This window comes from Komagataeibacter melaceti (genome assembly GCF_003403295.1).
Classification (GTDB): domain Bacteria; phylum Pseudomonadota; class Alphaproteobacteria; order Acetobacterales; family Acetobacteraceae; genus Komagataeibacter; species Komagataeibacter melaceti.
Window position 1 is genome coordinate 1 of record NZ_QUWV01000065.1, and the last position, 16,166, is coordinate 16,166.

The following is a 16,166-nucleotide window of genomic DNA, read 5'->3' on the forward strand; positions in this document are numbered from 1 at the left end:
TCCGGATCATTCCTGAACCGATGCCCGCCCCGCCGCCAGCGCCCCGGCCGGTGGTCCCGGTCATGATCCAGCCGGTGGTGCCTGTCATCCCCGCGCCGCGTATCGGGCATGACCGGCGGGTGCACCAGCCGGAAATTGTTCCGAATTCGATACAGGTGGATTGATTTTCAATGTCCGGGCTGGTCAGATGGCAAACAGGATCTGCAGGCCCGACCGTGGCCTTATTCGTCAGAGGATTTCATGTAAATGACCCGACAGCATCGTAACATAGCCGTCGCAGCCGCGCTGCTGACCGCACTGCCGGCGTTTGCGTACGCCAAGACCGGCGGCGCGGCCGAGACCAACCCGTACGGGCTGGAAGCGTTGTGGACGAATGGTGACTTCATTGCCCGCACCGTGCTGCTGATCATGGTCGTGATGTCTGTCGGGACATGGTACATCATGCTGTCCAAGTTCGTGGAACAGGCCCGCATGATGAAGGCCGCCAAGGAAGTGAAGGCGAAGTTCTGGCAGGCATCCGACCTGCGGCAGGGGGCCGCGCTGCTCGATACCGCCTCGCCGTTCCGCTATATCGCCGATAGCGGCATCAAGGCCGCCGAACACCACGAAGGCACGATGCAGGAATCCATCGACCTGTATTCGTGGACCACGATGTCCATCCAGCGTTCGGTGGACTTCATCCAGAACCGCCTGCAGGGTGGCCTCGCCTTCCTCGGCACCGTGGGTTCGACCTCTCCGTTCGTGGGGCTGTTCGGCACGGTCTGGGGTATCTACCACGCGCTGACGGCCATCGGCATCGCGGGTCAGGCCTCGATCGACAAGGTTGCCGGCCCGGTGGGTGAATCCCTGATCATGACCGCCATCGGCCTGGGCACCGCCGTGCCTGCGGTGCTGGGCTACAACATGCTGGTCCGCCGCAACAAGGGCGCGATGGACGAGGTGCGTGACTTCGCGGCCGACGTGCAGTCGATCCTGATTGGCGGTTACCGCCACGTATCGCCCGACGCGGCGGAGTAGGCTTTCTGGCCATATGTGATCCGCGTTCAGGTTATGGCACGGCAGGTACGCATGGCGGGACCTGCCGTGTTCGGGTCGGGGGCGGATTGATTGATGGGCGGCACGGGTCCATCGTGGTGCCCTGCCCGATCACGCGGGCCATGACCCGTTCATGGAAGGATATCCAGTTGAAAAACATCACATCCAAATCGCTGTTCCGGCGGCAGGGCCGCCTGCTGGCCGGGGTCATGACGGTGGCGCTGCTGGGCGTGACGGCCCTGCCGCACGGCGCACGCGCGGCCGATGTGCTGGGACAGAAGGTTGGTACCGCACTCCAGCAGGCCCAGACCGCGCTGGCCGCCCACAAATACCCGCAGGCCATGTCCGCGATTGATGAGGCGGACGCCGTCGCGGGCAAGAGCGATTACGAATCCTACACCATCGAGCAGATGCGCGCCGCCGTGGCCGCGCAGTCCGGCAATGTGCCGGTCGCGATCTCGGCCTATGACAAGCTGATCGCATCGCCCCGCACCCCGGCGGCCACGAAGGAACAGATGGCACTGGCCGAAGGCAGCATGGCCTTCACCGCCAAGAACTATCCGCAGGCCATCGCCGTGACGGAGAAGTACATCAAGGCGGGTGGCAAGAACCCGCAGATGCTGACCATCCTGATCCAGGCCTATTACCTGCAGCATGATTTCGCCAACGCGGCGCGCGTGCAGCAGGCGCAGGTCGATGCCGCGATCAAGGCCGGTGGCAAGCCCACGGAAAACCAGCTCCAGCTTCTGGCCGCCTGTCAGGCGCAGCTGCGTGACAATGCGGGCCTGACCCATACCTATGTCCAGCTTGCCACCTATTATCCCAAGCCGGATTACTGGGCGCAGGTGGTCCATTCCGTGCTGAGCAACCCGAACATGGCCCCCGCCCTGCGGCTGGATATCGACCGCGTGCGGCTTGAGGCCGGTCTGGTCAAGACCTCGGCCGAATATATGGACATTGCCGAACTCGCCCTGCAGGCCGGCCTGCCGCAGATCGGGCTTGATGTGCTCAATCAGGGCTATGCCAGCGGCGTGCTGGGCCATGACGCCAATGCGCCGCGCACCGAACGCCTGAAGGCGCTGGTGACCCAGAACGTGACGGAGCGCAAGGCGGCACTTGATGCCACTGCGGCGCAGGCCACCACCGGCAACGCCATGCTGACGGCAGGGTACAACTACGTTCTGGCCGGGCAGGCGGACAAGGGGCTGGCGCTGATGCAGCAGGGCCTTGCCAAGGGCCCCACGGATGTGAACATCGGCCGCCTGCATCTGGGTCTGGCGCAGGCCGCAGCCGGGCGCAAGGCGGATGCCATCGCCACGCTCAACAGTGTCGAAGGGACCAATGGCGCACGCGACATCGCCCAGTTCTGGGTGCTCAAGCTGAGCGCGCCCGCCGCCGCGCACTGAGCGGGTTGCACGTCCAAACATGCGGGGCGCCGGAGAAATCCGGCGCCCCGTTTTGTTTTCCGGCCCGGCCGGAACAGACATTTTATGATATGAACGATGGTCTTATCCCGTTCCGATACGTTGGATATGCTGTTGCCATCGCATGGAAATGGCGTCCTGACCGCCCGAACCCGAACATGGCCGAGAGAATGACACAGATACCCGTCACTGCTGATCTGCCCGCCCGTATTCTGGTGGTGGAAGATGACCCTGGCATGCGCACCCTGATCGTGCGCGCCTTGCAGGGCGATGGCTACCGGGTGCGCGGCGTGCAGGGCGGGCCGGAAATGTGGGATGCGCTGAAGGTGCAGGCGGCGGACCTCATCATCCTTGATGTCATGCTGCCGGGCACTAACGGGCTTGACCTGTGCCGCAGCCTGCGCGCCCATGCCGACCCGCTTACGCCGGATGAGCCGCCGGTGAAGGAAGTGCCGGTCATTATCGTTTCCGCACGTGGCGAGGAACTGGACCGTGTGCAGGGGCTGGAACTGGGGGCGGATGATTACGTGCCCAAGCCCTTCGGGCAGAAGGAACTGCTGGCGCGCGTGCGCGCGGTGCTGCGGCGGCGCGGCGGGGGTGTCACCACGCCCAGCGCCGGGCGGCCGCGCAAGGAGACCGTGCGCTTTTCCGGCTGGACGCTGGACCTGCGGCGGCGGGAACTGACCGACCCGTCGGGGAGTGCCGTGGAAATATCGGGGGCCGAGCATGACCTGCTCACCAGTTTTCTGGACAACCCGCAGCGCGTGATCGGCCGCGACCGGCTGCTTGAACTGTCGCGCACCCGGCTGGGTGATGTTTCGGACCGGAGCGTGGACGTGCTGGTCAGCCGCCTGCGCCGCAAGCTGGGGCCGGATTCGGATGGCCTGATCCGCACCGTGCGCGGCATGGGATATATCTTCACATCAGAGGTCGAACGGGTCTGACGCCGGGCATGGGGCAGGGGGCAACTCCGCCGGGGCGTGCGCCCGCACCCGTGCCACGGCGCATCACGCTGTGGCCGCGTGGGCTGGTCGGGCGCGTCATGTTCGTGCTGCTGGTGGCGGTGGCGCTCGTCTTTGTCGGCAGTTCCGTTTTTTACGAGGAAGCCGAGACCTACACCATAGATGACGCCCAACTGGAACAGGTGGGCGAGCGGCTGGTGATCGACGCCCGCGTGCTGGCGGCCACTCCCACGTCACAGCGCATGGTGCTGGCCGCGATGCTGTCCACCGGCGACCTGACGGTGGACTGGCGCACCCAGACCCAGCAGGGAATGATGAAGGGGGAAGCCCCATCCCTGCGCAAGCTGCATGACCGCATGGCCGGACCGCTGACCGCCCTGCAGGGCGATGCGCTCAACCTGTCGGGCACCATTGCCGGGACGGCGGATGTGCGTGGCACGCTGCGCCTGCCCGATGGCAGCTACATGGGCTTTCTGGCCCCGGACATCCTGCAACCCCACCATATGCGCCGTGGCCTGCTGTCGGCGGCAATTCTGGCGGGGGCGGTGCTGCTGGCGGCGGGGATGCTGGTGCGTGCGCTGAGCATGCCGCTGCGCGCGCTGGCCGATGTGGCCGATACGGTCGGCTCGGGCCGGTGGGTGCCGCTGGCTGACAAGGGCCCGCGTGAGGTGCGCTACCTTGCCCATGCCATCAACAAGATGCAGGACCGCATCAACCGCCTGATTACCGACCGCACGGAAGCGCTGGCCGCCGTATCGCACGACCTGCGCACGCCGCTGGCCCGCCTGCGGCTGCGTGCCGGGTTTCTGGATGACCCGGTCGTGCAGCGCGAGATCGAGGCCGACGTGACGGAAATGGAGGCCATGATCGCGGGGGTTCTGGCCTATCTGTCGGGGGAGAAGGACCCCGAACCCGCGCGCCCGGTCAATGTTGCATCGATTCTGGCAACCCGGGTGGATGATGATGCCGATCAGGGCCGCAACGTCACCTATGACGGGCCGGACCAGGCGCAGGCCGTGGTGCGCCCGCTGGCGCTGAAGCGGGTATTGGGCAACCTGATTGACAATGCCGTGAACTATGGCGGCAACGCCCATGTCAGCCTGCATGTGACCGGGCAGTCGCTGTGCATCCGCGTGGAGGATGACGGCCCCGGCCTGCCGGATGCCGAGATCGGCCGTGTCACCACGCCTTTCTACCGCGTGGAGGGCTCACGTTCGCGCAGCACGGGCGGGCTGGGGCTGGGGCTTGCGATCGTCAGCCGCGAGGTTGCGCGCGACGGTGGGCAGTTCCGCCTGTTCAACCGCCCGCAGGGCGGGCTGTGCGCCGAAATTGTCCTGCCCCGCAATGCCGTGATACGGCAGGGCGCCTAAAGGCCGCCGCCTGGGGTTGGATTTGCCGCCGGGTCGATCATATAACAGGACTGGGAAAGTACTTTTGCGCCTCTCCCTGTCCCGTCATGTCTGGAAGACCGAGCAATGTTCATTGAAACAGAAGACACACCCAATCCCGCGACCCTGAAATTCCTGCCGGGGCGGGAGATCATGGCCAATGGGGCTACGGCCGATTTCATCAATCCCGATTCCGTTGCCGGGCGGTCGCGCTTGGCGGAGCTGGTGTTCGATCTGGATGGTGTGGCGCGCGTCTTTTTTGGCAATGACTTCGTTGCCGTGACCCGGAGCGACTCGGTCCAGTGGGAGGAACTGCGCCCGCAGGTGCTGTCCGTGCTGGCCGATTACCTGGCCACCGGCCAGCCGGTGGTGGAAAGCGACGCCCAGGTTGTCGAGGATCTGGTCGCACCGGGGGACGAGGACATCGTGCAGCAGATCAAGGAACTGCTGGATACCCGCGTGCGCCCCGCCGTGGCGGGTGACGGGGGGGACATCGTGTTCCGCGGGTATCGTGACGGGATTGTCCGGCTGACCATGCAGGGTGCATGTTCGGGCTGCCCCTCTTCACGCGCAACGCTCAAGCACGGGGTGGAGAACATGCTGCGCCATTATGTGCCGGAAGTGGTATCGGTGGAGCAGGTGGAGGCCTGATCGGCGGGCCTGCGTAATCTGGGAATGTTTCATGGCGCTTGATGATGCTGGGCTTGATCTTCTGTTTCGCAAGGCACGCACGCCGCTCGCCTGGAACGACCGCCCCGTAGGGCAGGAGACGCTGCGGCAGTTGTACGATCTGGTCAGCCTCGGGCCGACTTCGGGCAACTGCTGCCCGGGCCGGTTCGTGTTCATCACGACCGAAAGCTGCCGCGAGCGCCTGCGTCCCGCCCTGTCCGCGGGCAATGTGGAACGTGTCATGACCGCGCCCGTCACGGTCATCGTGGCGCATGACCCGGTGTTTTTTGACCGGATGGACACGCTCAGCCCCATTCCCGGTGTGCGGCAGTGGTTCGCGGCCGATGTGGGACTGGCGGAGGAAACCGCCTTTCGCAACGGAACACTTCAGGGCGGTTACCTGATCATGGCGGCGCGCGCGCTGGGCCTGTCGGTGCTGCCACTGTCGGGCTTCGATTCCGCCATGGTGGAGGAAGCGTTCCTTGCGCAGCAGGGCTGGCAGGCCAATTTCTTGGTCAGCCTTGGCTATACCGACGGGCCGCCGCCCACGCCGCGGGCGCCGCGCCCCAGCTTTGATGATGCCTGCGTGGTCGTCTGACCCATGCGTATTTTGGTTATGGATGGCGCCGCCACCGGCGCGCAGGCCGAGGCCGTCATTGCCTGCCTGACGGCGCAGGATGGCGGCCTGTCCGTTCTGGCCACCCGTGTCGCTACAGGGCGGGGGGCGGCGGAGCAGTTCCCGCTCCTTGCACGCGAGATGTTTGCCGAATGTGGCTGGACCCACACGCTGCCGGAACTGGTGGGCGTGGTTGTCGGGCCGGGGTCATTTACGGGGCTGCGGGCCTCGCTGGCCTTTGCCCACGGGCTTGCCGCCGGTTCGGGCTGTGCCCTTGCGGGCATTACCGGCGGGGAGGCCGCAGCCGCTGCCCTGTGTGCGGCCGCCCGCCCGCTTGGGGCGCTGACGCTGCACTGCACGGTTGCCCGGCGCGACCGTGTGTTCATCGAGACGGTGGCGGCGGACGGCGCATCCGGCACGGTACGTGCCCATATGCTCGACGCCCTCGACCTGCCCGATGGCCCGCTGCTTCTGGGGGGTGATGCGGCCGATCTGGTGGCCGGGGCCGTGCCGCAGCGGGAGGATATCCACCGCGCCACCAGCCTGCCCGTGTCCGACCCGGTCGCCATCGCCACGGTTGCCCTGCGCCGCCTGCGCGGTGAACTGCCGCCGCGCGCCGCCGTGCCGCTTTATGTCGATGCGCCGGAAGCCAAGCTGCCCGCGGCGGGGCTGCGGCCACCGCCGGTCATGTCAGGTTCATGAATACAGGCGCGATTCCCGCCACGGTGGCCAATGCCTGCGCGCTGCTGCTGGCGCGGATTCACGCTGCGGCTTTTCCCGTCAGCCACCAGTGGGATGCGAAGGCCATGGAAACGCTGCTGGCCATGCCCGGCGTGTCCGTGCTGCTGGCAGACGAAACGGCGGAGGGCGGGGATGCGCCCGGCTTCATCATGGTGCGGGTCATGGCTGATGAGGCCGAGATCCTGACCTTTGCGGTCACGCCTGCGGTTCGGCGGCGTGGAATCGGTCGTGACCTGCTGGCGCGGAGCATGGCTGAAATGGCGCGTGCGGGCGTGCAGACCGTATTTCTGGAAGTAGCACGCGATAACGCGCCCGCCCTGGCGCTGTACCACAGCGCGGGATTCGAACAGGTGGGCCTGCGCCGCAACTATTACCCCGATGGCATGGACGCCTGCGTCATGCGCCGGGAGATTTGAGAACGGTCAGACGGTGTGTCATGCCGTCTGTTTCTGTCTGTATTTCCTCCACGACATGACCAAGCAGTTTCAGGCTGCGTGATACGTTGTCCAGCGGGGTGGAACCGCGCAGGCGCACAAGCAGTCTTTCCCCCGCCGCAAGTCTGTCAAGCGCCAGACGCGTGCGTACGAAAGTCATGGGGCATACTTCATTGGTGATATCTATTGCCGTCATCTCAATATCAGACATATTACCATGAAACCTTTGGTGAAGTCGGTTGCGATCCATCGAAGATTATTTATATAGAACGTATCTTTATTCCAGAGTGACAGGATCAGATGAATGGCGGATGCAACGGCAGAAGTCGAAGTGCGGGAACTGACTGCCGAAATCGTTTCGGCCTACGTTTCACGTAATGAACTCAGCGCGGAAACCCTTCCCGATCTGATTCACCGGGTGTACGAAGCGATTTCCACCCTCGGCCGCACGGAACCCGTGCCGGAAAAGCCGGTGCCGGCGGTACCCCTCAAGAAATCGGTCTTCCCGGATTATATCGTCTGCCTTGAAGACGGGAAGAAGCTCAAGATGCTCAAGCGCCACCTCAAGACCGCGTACAACATGACGCCGGAGGAATACCGCGAGCGCTGGGGCCTGCCGCATGATTACCCCATGGTCGCCCCCAACTACGCCAGCCACCGCTCCACGCTGGCGCGCAAGATCGGCCTTGGCACGAAACGTGAGGACTGAGCCATCCCGCGTGTGCTAGCATGGACAAGCATCCACATGATCGGCTACGCCCGTAAACATGGCAACAGACAGTAACGGACTGCAATCGCGCATCGAGCGCATGTGCATGGAGCGTGGGCTGAAAATGACGGGCCAGCGCCGCGTTATCGCGCGCGTGCTGTCTGAGTCCCATGACCACCCGGACGTGGAGGAACTCTACCGCCGCGCCGCCGCCCTGGATGAACGGATTTCAGTCGCCACGGTCTATCGCACCGTGCGCCTGCTGGAAGAAAACGGGATTCTGGAGCGGCGCGACTTCGGCGGTGGCCGCGCCCGCTACGAAGCCACGGAGGAAGGTGACCACTATCACCTGATTGACGTGGAAAGCGGGCAGGTGGTGGAATTCACACATGCCGAGCATGCCGCATTGCTGCGCAGGATCACGGCGGAGCTGGGGTTTGACCTGGTTTCCCACCGGCTGGAACTGTTTGCGCGCAGGTTGCCCGACGTGTCACAAGACCAGACTGACCAGACGGCACCAACAGAGCGGAAAGGCACGTCACGGCCTTGAGTATTGAGAAAACCATACAGTCCCTTTCTACTCTGGACCTGGAGCGCAACGGTTTTCCTGAACTGCGGGGGGGCAATCTGGGTGTCAGGATTGCCGCGACCGAGGAAGAGCGCGATGCCGCCCAGGCCCTGCGCTACCGGGTTTTTTATGAGGAAATGGGGGCCCGCCCCGATTCCCGTACGGCCCGGCTGCAGCGTGACGTGGATGAATTCGATGATTATGCCGATCACCTCCTGGTGATCGACCACGCCATTTCATCCGGTGCGAAAGGGGTGGTGGGGACCTATCGCCTCATGCAGGGGGATGCGGCGAAAAAGCTGGGCCGGTTCTATTCCTCCAGCGAATATGACATCTCGCCCCTGACCGAATTCCCCGGCCGTCTGCTGGAAGTCGGGCGGTCATGCGTGGACCGTGAATATCGCGGCCGCGCGGCCATGCAGCTCCTGTGGCGTGGCATTGCGTCCTACATCTTCCTGCACCGGATTGACGTGCTGTTCGGCTGCGCCAGCCTGCCGGGCACCGACCCCGATGCCCTGTCGGATGAGCTGACCTATCTTTACCACAACCACCTTGCCCCCCCGGCGCTGCGGGTTCGAGCGCTGGCGGAGCGGCGGGTGGAAATGCTGCGTTCCGACCCGCAGCTGATCGACCACCGGCGTTCGCTCGCCCGGTTGCCCCCGCTGATAAAGGGCTACCTGCGGCTGGGCGGTTACGTGGGGGATGGCGCGGTGATCGACGCGCAGTTCAACACCACCGATGTGGCGGTGCTGGTCAAGAGCGAACTGCTGGCCGACAAGTATTACCGTCATTACGAACGCCGCCTGCGTGACGCGCTGGACTAGTCCGGCCGCCAGCGGGGGAATGGAATACGCCGCTTCATGATGTTTCTTTATGAGCGTTACATGAAGCTGTCGTGCCTGCGCGGATGGCGGGCCGATCTTGCCATGGCGCTGGCTGGCGGGCTGTATGCCCTTGCCTTTCCGCCGTTGCACGCTGTTGTGGTGCTGCCGGTCGCCTTCTGCCTGCTTGCGCGCGCGATTGACAATGCGGTGGACTGGCGCGCTGCCGCCCGGCGCGGCTTCATGTTTGCAATGGGGTTGTACACGGTCGGGCTGTACTGGCTGATGTACGCCATCCTGCTCCGGGCGGATGAGTTCTGGTGGCTGGTGCCTCTGGCATCCCCCGGCTGCGCGGTGATCCTTGCGCCCCTTAGCGCCCTGACGGCCGGGCTGAGCAGGCTCGTGCCCCGTGGAACGGGACGGCTGCTGACACTCGCGGCGCTGTGGACGGTGACGGACATGGCGCGGGTGTTCGTGTTCAGCGGTTTCCCGTGGAACCCGCCGGGCAGCGTGTGGGAGTTTCCCGGCCTTGCCGGGGATATCATGATCCAGCCTGCCGCATGGATCGGGGTGGATGGCCTGACCCTGCTGACCTGCCTGCTGGCGCTGGCGCCGCTATATGGTCGGGTGGGGCGGCTGGCCTGCCTTGCGCTGCTGGTGGCCTGGGTTGGCAGCGGCGCGCTGCGCCTGGCCAGCGTGCATGATACCTACGGCCATAACCCCGAGGTTGTTCTGGTGCAGGGCAATGTGCCCGAGACGGACAAGATTTCCGGCAGTTCCGATGTTGCGATTTTCCGCCGCTATCTTGCCCTGACCCGGCAGGGAGTCACGCAGGGCCTGCTTGAGGCGGAGGGGCGGCCGGTCGTGTTCGCCTGGCCGGAATCGGCCTTTCCGGGGCTGCTTCTGGAAGATGACATTGCCCGGCCCATGGTCTCGCAGGCCGGGGCGGGCGCGGCGGCGGGCATCATAGGCACCGTGCGCTGGGCGGAAGACCGCCACTGGCGCAACAGCATGGTGGCGCTGCTGCCCCCTGATGGCCATGCCGCTGCCGTGTATGACAAGGCGCATCTGGTTCCCTTTGGCGAATACCAGCCCGCTTTCCTGCCCTTTCACGTCGTGCCGGGGGATGGCATGACCCCCGGCCCGGATGTCGGCACATGGCACCTGCCCGGTATCGCCCCGGTTGGCCCGCTGATCTGTTACGAGGTGATTTTTTCCGGCCAGGTCGTGAACGGGCATGACAGGCCGGACTGGCTCATGAACAGCACCAATGATGCATGGTACGGCAACAGTGCCGGCCCCCGGCAGCATCTGGCCGCCGTCCGCCTGCGTGCGGTGGAGGAGGGGATTCCCGTGGCCCGCGCCGCCAATACCGGCATTTCTGCTGTTTTTGACGGGCGCGGCCATGAGCTGGCGCGTCTGGGCTGGGACCGGCAGGGGGTGCTTGTCCATGCCCTGCCCGATGCCCTGCCGCCCACGCTGTTTGGCCGCTATGGCCGACTGATCCCGCTGTTGCTGGCAGTGCTGACGGGCCTTGCCGGGCTGTGGTGCGGCAGGGCAGGACGCAGGGTGGGATAGGGACGGGAAACGCCGTTTTCATTGACCGGAACCTAAATTCATGCATTTTACATGCATGAATTTATTCGGCTTCATTCTGCCGTCAGGCATGGGGGTTCCACCCGTTCATCCCGCCCCGGTTCATCAGGATAGATAATTACTGGTTTATTATATCAGGGAATGATTTAAAAAGGATTAACGTCCTTGGCATCATTGCCTGCGTCTTCATTTTCCAATGGGTCCCCCATACCGATCAGGAAAGGCAACGCCATCATTGTGACCGGGAAAGTGCTTGCAACCTCCAATCCGGTAGATGTGCATGTAGGCAATCGTATCCGGTTGCGTCGCACATTGCTGGGCATGTCCCAGGAACGGTTGGGGACTGCTTTGGGGCTGACATTCCAGCAGGTTCAGAAATATGAGCGTGGCAGGAACCGTGTGGGGGCCTCACGCCTGTACGATCTGGCCCATGTGCTGGGTGTGCCGGTGGCGTTCTTTTTTGAAGGACTGTCGGAGCATGATGCCCCGGCCCCGGAAGCGGGCAATGTCGCGGGCATGGCCGAACCCGATGAGTCCCTGCCGGATGATTCGGTACCGCAATGCACGGCGCCATCCGTTCAGCCTGATGATCTTGCCCTGTTTTCCCGCCGCGAAACCATTGAGCTGGTGCGCGCCTATTACGGGATCGAGGATAGCGGCACCCGCCGCCGCGTGCTGGACCTTGTCCGTTCCATGAGCGCGAGCTGAGGCGGGGCTACTCCCGCCGCAGGACCTGATCGTTCATGAAGGCCGCGATCTTGCCCGCGCGGAAATCGGCACGCAGGCGTTCCTCATCATATTCGGTGCGTACCCAGTCCATGAAGGGCAGCCGCCCTTCCGCTTCCGCCTGGTAGCGCAGGAAGAATGCATCAAGTACGCCCGTGCGCGATGTGTTGAAATGCCCGTTTTTCCATGAAAGCTGGCGTAGCGCCTCCTTCGCGGTGCCCCCTTCAAACAGGATGACAAGCCCCGCCGCCAGCCCGGTGCGGTCAGCACCCGATTTGCAGTGCATGAGCATGGGAAAGCGGATGTCGCGGTAAAGCCGCTCGAAGCGTTCGATGCGGTCCTTGTGCGGGGCATTGCGGCTTTCAAACGCCATGTCGATATGGGTCAGGCCGATCCTGTGCGCGGCCTCACGCGACAGGACATCGGAGCCGCATTTGCGCTGCCCGCGCAGGTTGACCAGCGTTTTCAGACCATGGCGGCGCACGGCCAGCCGCAGCCGCCACGGCGTGGGGTGGTTGCAGCGATAGACACGGCCGGGAATGACGACACGGAAGTTGGTCCATGTCTGGCGCAGTATGGCATGGTCAACAAACAGGCTGTCGATCCATGCGCGGCTCCGGCCGGAAAAGGTGGACAGGTTTCCCTCAAACACCGGGCCATGTCCTTTCAGATGGGGGCAGATACGAAAAAGGCGCCGGAGTTTTCACATCCGGCGCCTCATCCGTCAATCAGGAATGGCGAAGCAGGGCGTTACACCTTGCGTTCAAGCTGCAGTTCCTTGATCCGCCCGATGGCGCGGGCGGGGTTTAGGCCCTTGGGGCAGGTCTGGGTGCAGTTCATGATCGTGCGGCAGGCATAGAGCTTGAGCGGATCTTCCAGCGCATCCAGGCGGTCGCCCGCATGTTCGTCGCGGCTGTCGGCAATCCAGCGATATGCGGCCAGCAGTGTTGCGGGGCCAAGGTAGCGGTCCCCGTTCCACCAGTAGGACGGGCACGACGTGGAGCAGCAGAAGCACAGGATGCACTCCCACATGCCATCCAGCTCGGCACGTTCCTCGATGCTCTGGCGGCGTTCGGCATCCGGCGGGGGCGCCGTATCCGACTTGAGCCACGGCTCGATCGAGCGGAGCTGGGCATAGGCCCCGTCCAGATCCGGCACCAGATCCTTGATGACCGGCATGTGCGGCAGCGGGTAGATGCCCACATCCCCCTCAATGTCCCGGATGGGCTTGAGGCAGGCCAGCGTGTTTTCCCCCGCGATGTTCATGGCGCAGGAACCGCAGATTCCCTCGCGGCAGGAGCGCCGGAACGTCAGGGTGGAATCGATGTCGTTCTTGATGTGGATCAGCGCGTCGAGCACCATCGGCCCGATCCGGTCCAGATCAATCTCGTAGGTATCGACCACGGGGTTGTTGCCGTCATCCGGGCTCCAGCGATAGATCCGGAAGGTCTTGACATTGGTAGCGCCGGCAGGGGCCGTAAAGGTGCGGCCTTTGCCCACGGTGCTGTTCTTTGGCAGTCTGAATTCGACCATCGTCTCGTTCCTTTTCCGCCGTTACGTCAGTAGACGCGCTTCTTGGGGGGGAAGACCTGCACATCGTTGGTCAGCGTTTTCATGTGCACGGGGCGGTAGCTTAGCGTGACATCACCCTTGTCTGTCATGTGGGCGACGGTGTGCTTCATCCAGTTCTTGTCGTCACGGTCGGGATAGTCGTCATGCGCCTGCGCGCCGCGGCTTTCGTGGCGGGCTTCGGCGCCGGCCATCGTAACGGTGGCGTTGGCCAGCAGGTTCTCGAACTCAAGCGCTTCCATAAGGTCGCTGTTCCAGATCAGGGAACGGTCGTTGATCGAGATGTCAGGCAGTTCGCCCCAGATTTCCTTGATCTTCTCCACACCCTGCGCAAGGCTTTCGGTGTTGCGGAACACGGCGGCGTGCTTCTGCATGGTGCGCTGGAGCTTGCTGCGCATGTCGGCCACATGGGTCTTGCCCTTGGCGTAACGCAGGCGGTCGAAGCGCGCGATCGCGGCATCCCCGGCCCCTGCGGGCAGCGGCGGGATCGTTTCCTCGCTCTTGATGGTGGCGGCGGCGCGCTGCGCGGCAGCGCGGCCGAACACGACCAGATCCAGCAGCGAGTTCGTGCCAAGGCGGTTCGCGCCGTGCACGGACACGCAGGCCGCTTCACCCACGGCCATGAGGCCCGGTACCACCGCATCCACATCTTCCGGCGTGGGGCGGATGACCTCGCCATGGTAGTTGGTGGGGATGCCGCCCATGTTGTAATGCACGGTCGGCAGCACCGGCACGGGTTCCTTGGTCACGTCGATCCCGGCGAAGATGCGCGCCGTCTCGATGATGCCGGGCAGGCGCTCATGCAGGATGTCGGCACCGAGATGCTCGAGATGCAGCATGATGTAGTTCTTTTCGGGGCCACAGCCACGACCTTCGTTGATCTCGATGGTCATGGCGCGCGACACCACATCACGCGATGCAAGGTCCTTCGCCGTGGGGGCATAGCGTTCCATGAAGCGCTCACCCTCGGAATTGGTCAGGTAGCCACCTTCACCACGGCAGCCTTCCGTCAGCAGGCAGCCCGCGGGGAAGATGCCGGTCGGGTGGAACTGCACGAACTCCATGTCCTGCATCGGCAGGCCCGCGCGGATGGCCATGCCACCGCCGTCACCCGTGCAGGTGTGGGCGGAGGTGCAGGAGTGGTAGGCGCGGCCATAACCGCCGGTGGCCAGCACGACCTTCTGCGCGCGGAAGCGGTGCAGCGAACCGTCTTCCAGGCACCATGCCATGACGCCACGGCAGGCGCCGTCATCATCCATGATCAGGTCGATGGCGAAATATTCGACGAAGAATTCGACGTTATGCTTCAGGCACTGCTGGTACAGCGTGTGCAGGATGGCATGGCCCGTGCGGTCGGCGGCGGCGCAGGCGCGGGGCACCGGGGCCTCGCCATAGTTGCGCATGTGGCCACCGAAGGGGCGCTGGTAGATCTTGCCATCTTCCGTGCGGGAAAAGGGCACACCCATGTGTTCGAGTTCGTGCACGGCAGGCACGGCCTCGCGGCACATGTATTCGATGGCGTCCTGGTCGCCCAGCCAGTCCGATCCCTTGACGGTATCGTACATGTGCCAGCGCCAGTTATCCTCGGCCATGTTGCCAAGCGATGCGCCAATGCCGCCCTGTGCGGCGACGGTGTGGCTGCGTGTGGGGAAAACCTTGGTCACGCAGGCGGTCTTGAGGCCGGCGGCCCCCATGCCCAGCGTGGCCCGGAGGCCAGAGCCGCCAGCGCCGACAACAACCACGTCATATGCGTGGTCAACAACCCTGTAGGAGCCGGTGAGTGGTGAAGTGGTCGCGTTCATTTCTTGGACGTGTCCCGATGTTCGTCCGGACGGCAGGCGGCATTGCCGCCCGCCAGCCCGCGAATGTCATGTTCCGTGCAGGTTGGCCGCGCGGGGCTCAGCCCGCGGCGATCCGGCCCCGGCTGCTGCCGGCCAGCGCCAGCTTCAGCACGGAAACCGTGCCGAACAGCCCCAGAAGGAAGACGATCCCCTTCATCAGCAGCCCTGCGGGCAGGTGCGCCTTGCCGTGCACATAGTCATCAATGATGACCTGCAGCCCAAGCTGGGTGTGATAGAAGGTCAGGATCACCAGTGACAGCATCATGGTCGCGTTCAGGGGGCGTGCGCCCCACTTCGCGACTTCCGGCTGCGAGGCGCCGGCAAGGCGGAACACCTGGATCACGAACCAGCCCGACAGCGGCACCAGTGCCACCGCCGAGGCGCGTTCCGCCCACCAGTGGGCAACGCCGGTCTGCGCCGAACCCAGCCCGCGCGCGCGGGAAAGCTGGGAACGCATGACCTTGACATGGGGCTTGTGTGGATTGCTCATGATCAGGACGCCTTCTTGCGGGAACGACAGATCGCAACACCAAGGATTCCCGCCACCAGCGCCAGCGTGGTTCCCACCGTCACGCCCACGGCCACGGGGCCATCCTCGTTTATTTCCTTCTTGTCGAAGCGGTAGCCGCTATCCCACGCAAGGTGGCGCAGCCCGGCCACGAAGTGGTAGACCAGCGCCAGCGCCCAGCCCGCCAGCACGAGCTGGCCCAGCGGGTTGCCGGTCACTTTCTGCACCTTGCTGAAAGATTTGGGTCCCTTGGCAGCCGCGCTGATCCAGCACAGCCCGAGGGCCGATCCGCCAGCGGCGGCAACCCCGGCGGCGCGGTTCGCGATTGAAAGGAACATGGAAAGACGGAAGCGGTAGACCTGGAGGTGTGGGGACATAGGCCGCCTGGTCAGAGTTCCGTCGCTTCGCTGCCCTACGTAGAGCGCATCACGGACATCCTGCATGGTCGTCTCGTCAATTTCCCTGTTATGGCTTCGGTTTGTTCCGTCGCCTTGTCTGAATCCGGTCCTACGCCGCGCGGAAGGCCGGGTCAACGCAGGCCCGGAACACGAGGTTGAGA

The 16,166-nt window shown here is 64.4% G+C and carries 19 protein-coding genes; 13 read left to right on the forward strand and 6 right to left on the reverse strand.

The features are described from left to right. The first annotated feature begins 246 nt into the window (after window positions 1-246). From DY926_RS08325 to rimI, 8 genes are all read left to right on the forward strand, one after another. Entirely contained in the window at window positions 247-1,017 is a 771-nt protein-coding gene (locus DY926_RS08325) for a MotA/TolQ/ExbB proton channel family protein (RefSeq protein WP_116702942.1), read from the forward strand. 140 nt (window positions 1,018-1,157) lie between these two features. Further along, on the forward strand, window positions 1,158-2,441 hold the full coding sequence (locus DY926_RS08330) for a tetratricopeptide repeat protein (protein ID WP_408886046.1): 1,284 nt from the start codon (window positions 1,158-1,160) through the stop codon (window positions 2,439-2,441). 188 nt (window positions 2,442-2,629) lie between these two features. Continuing rightward, window positions 2,630-3,403: a response regulator transcription factor gene (locus DY926_RS08335; RefSeq protein ID WP_116702943.1), complete on the forward strand. Its 774-nt coding sequence runs from the start codon at window positions 2,630-2,632 to the stop codon at window positions 3,401-3,403. Window positions 3,404-3,411: 8 nt separating this feature from the next. Next, the gene (locus DY926_RS08340) at window positions 3,412-4,791 is read left to right on the forward strand and encodes an ATP-binding protein (RefSeq protein WP_116702944.1); all 1,380 of its coding nucleotides are present in this window, start codon (window positions 3,412-3,414) and stop codon (window positions 4,789-4,791) included. Window positions 4,792-4,896: 105 nt separating this feature from the next. Next, entirely contained in the window at window positions 4,897-5,460 is a 564-nt protein-coding gene (locus DY926_RS08345; protein WP_116702945.1) for a NifU family protein, read from the forward strand. Window positions 5,461-5,491: 31 nt separating this feature from the next. Further along, window positions 5,492-6,076 carry a malonic semialdehyde reductase gene (locus tag DY926_RS08350; protein ID WP_116702946.1) on the forward strand — a complete coding sequence of 195 codons (585 nt, stop codon included), beginning with the start codon at window positions 5,492-5,494 and terminating at the stop codon, window positions 6,074-6,076. A 3-nt stretch (window positions 6,077-6,079) separates the two neighbouring features. Beyond that, entirely contained in the window at window positions 6,080-6,796 is a 717-nt protein-coding gene (locus DY926_RS08355; protein WP_116702947.1) for a tRNA threonylcarbamoyladenosine biosynthesis protein TsaB, read from the forward strand. Next, on the forward strand, window positions 6,793-7,251 hold the full coding sequence (rimI, locus tag DY926_RS08360) for a ribosomal protein S18-alanine N-acetyltransferase (protein WP_116702948.1): 459 nt from the start codon (window positions 6,793-6,795) through the stop codon (window positions 7,249-7,251). Before DY926_RS08355 ends, rimI begins: the two co-directional genes overlap by 4 nt. Here the strand turns inward: rimI and DY926_RS08365 are convergent. After that, the gene (locus tag DY926_RS08365; protein WP_116702949.1) at window positions 7,232-7,480 is read right to left on the reverse strand and encodes a sulfurtransferase TusA family protein; all 249 of its coding nucleotides are present in this window, start codon (window positions 7,478-7,480) and stop codon (window positions 7,232-7,234) included. The two genes, rimI and DY926_RS08365, sit on opposite strands and share 20 nt — an antisense overlap. 93 nt (window positions 7,481-7,573) lie before the next feature. Here DY926_RS08365 and DY926_RS08370 point away from each other — a divergent pair, with 93 nt between their 5' ends. From DY926_RS08370 to DY926_RS08390, 5 genes are all read left to right on the forward strand, one after another. After that, on the forward strand, window positions 7,574-7,978 hold the full coding sequence (locus DY926_RS08370; protein WP_116702950.1) for a MucR family transcriptional regulator: 405 nt from the start codon (window positions 7,574-7,576) through the stop codon (window positions 7,976-7,978). 58 nt (window positions 7,979-8,036) lie between these two features. Continuing rightward, on the forward strand, window positions 8,037-8,528 hold the full coding sequence (locus DY926_RS08375) for a Fur family transcriptional regulator (protein ID WP_116702951.1): 492 nt from the start codon (window positions 8,037-8,039) through the stop codon (window positions 8,526-8,528). Next, window positions 8,525-9,370 carry a GNAT family N-acetyltransferase gene (locus DY926_RS08380; RefSeq protein WP_116702952.1) on the forward strand — a complete coding sequence of 282 codons (846 nt, stop codon included), beginning with the start codon at window positions 8,525-8,527 and terminating at the stop codon, window positions 9,368-9,370. Before DY926_RS08375 ends, DY926_RS08380 begins: the two co-directional genes overlap by 4 nt. A gap of 36 nt (window positions 9,371-9,406) precedes the next feature. After that, a complete protein-coding gene (gene lnt, locus DY926_RS08385; RefSeq protein WP_116702953.1) occupies window positions 9,407-10,945 on the forward strand; it encodes an apolipoprotein N-acyltransferase in 1,539 nt (512 codons plus the stop codon). Window positions 10,946-11,200: 255 nt separating this feature from the next. Beyond that, window positions 11,201-11,671: a helix-turn-helix domain-containing protein gene (locus DY926_RS08390; protein WP_408886044.1), complete on the forward strand. Its 471-nt coding sequence runs from the start codon at window positions 11,201-11,203 to the stop codon at window positions 11,669-11,671. Window positions 11,672-11,678: 7 nt separating this feature from the next. Here the strand turns inward: DY926_RS08390 and DY926_RS08395 are convergent, their stop codons facing one another. The 5 genes from DY926_RS08395 to sdhC all read right to left on the reverse strand — a co-directional run bounded on the left by DY926_RS08395 (window position 11,679) and on the right by sdhC (window position 15,984). Further along, entirely contained in the window at window positions 11,679-12,341 is a 663-nt protein-coding gene (locus DY926_RS08395) for a fused DSP-PTPase phosphatase/NAD kinase-like protein (protein ID WP_116702954.1), read from the reverse strand. Window positions 12,342-12,439: 98 nt separating this feature from the next. Then, the gene (locus DY926_RS08400; RefSeq protein WP_116702955.1) at window positions 12,440-13,222 is read right to left on the reverse strand and encodes a succinate dehydrogenase iron-sulfur subunit; all 783 of its coding nucleotides are present in this window, start codon (window positions 13,220-13,222) and stop codon (window positions 12,440-12,442) included. Window positions 13,223-13,248: 26 nt separating this feature from the next. After that, window positions 13,249-15,060 carry a succinate dehydrogenase flavoprotein subunit gene (gene sdhA / locus DY926_RS08405; RefSeq protein ID WP_116702956.1) on the reverse strand — a complete coding sequence of 604 codons (1,812 nt, stop codon included), beginning with the start codon at window positions 15,058-15,060 and terminating at the stop codon, window positions 13,249-13,251. Between the two features lie 97 nt (window positions 15,061-15,157). Beyond that, window positions 15,158-15,589, reverse strand: coding sequence for a succinate dehydrogenase, hydrophobic membrane anchor protein (gene sdhD / locus DY926_RS08410; RefSeq protein ID WP_116702957.1), 432 nt, complete (start codon window positions 15,587-15,589; stop codon window positions 15,158-15,160). A 2-nt stretch (window positions 15,590-15,591) separates the two neighbouring features. Further along, window positions 15,592-15,984: a succinate dehydrogenase, cytochrome b556 subunit gene (gene sdhC, locus DY926_RS08415; RefSeq protein ID WP_116702958.1), complete on the reverse strand. Its 393-nt coding sequence runs from the start codon at window positions 15,982-15,984 to the stop codon at window positions 15,592-15,594. Between the last annotated feature and the right edge of the window lie 182 nt (window positions 15,985-16,166).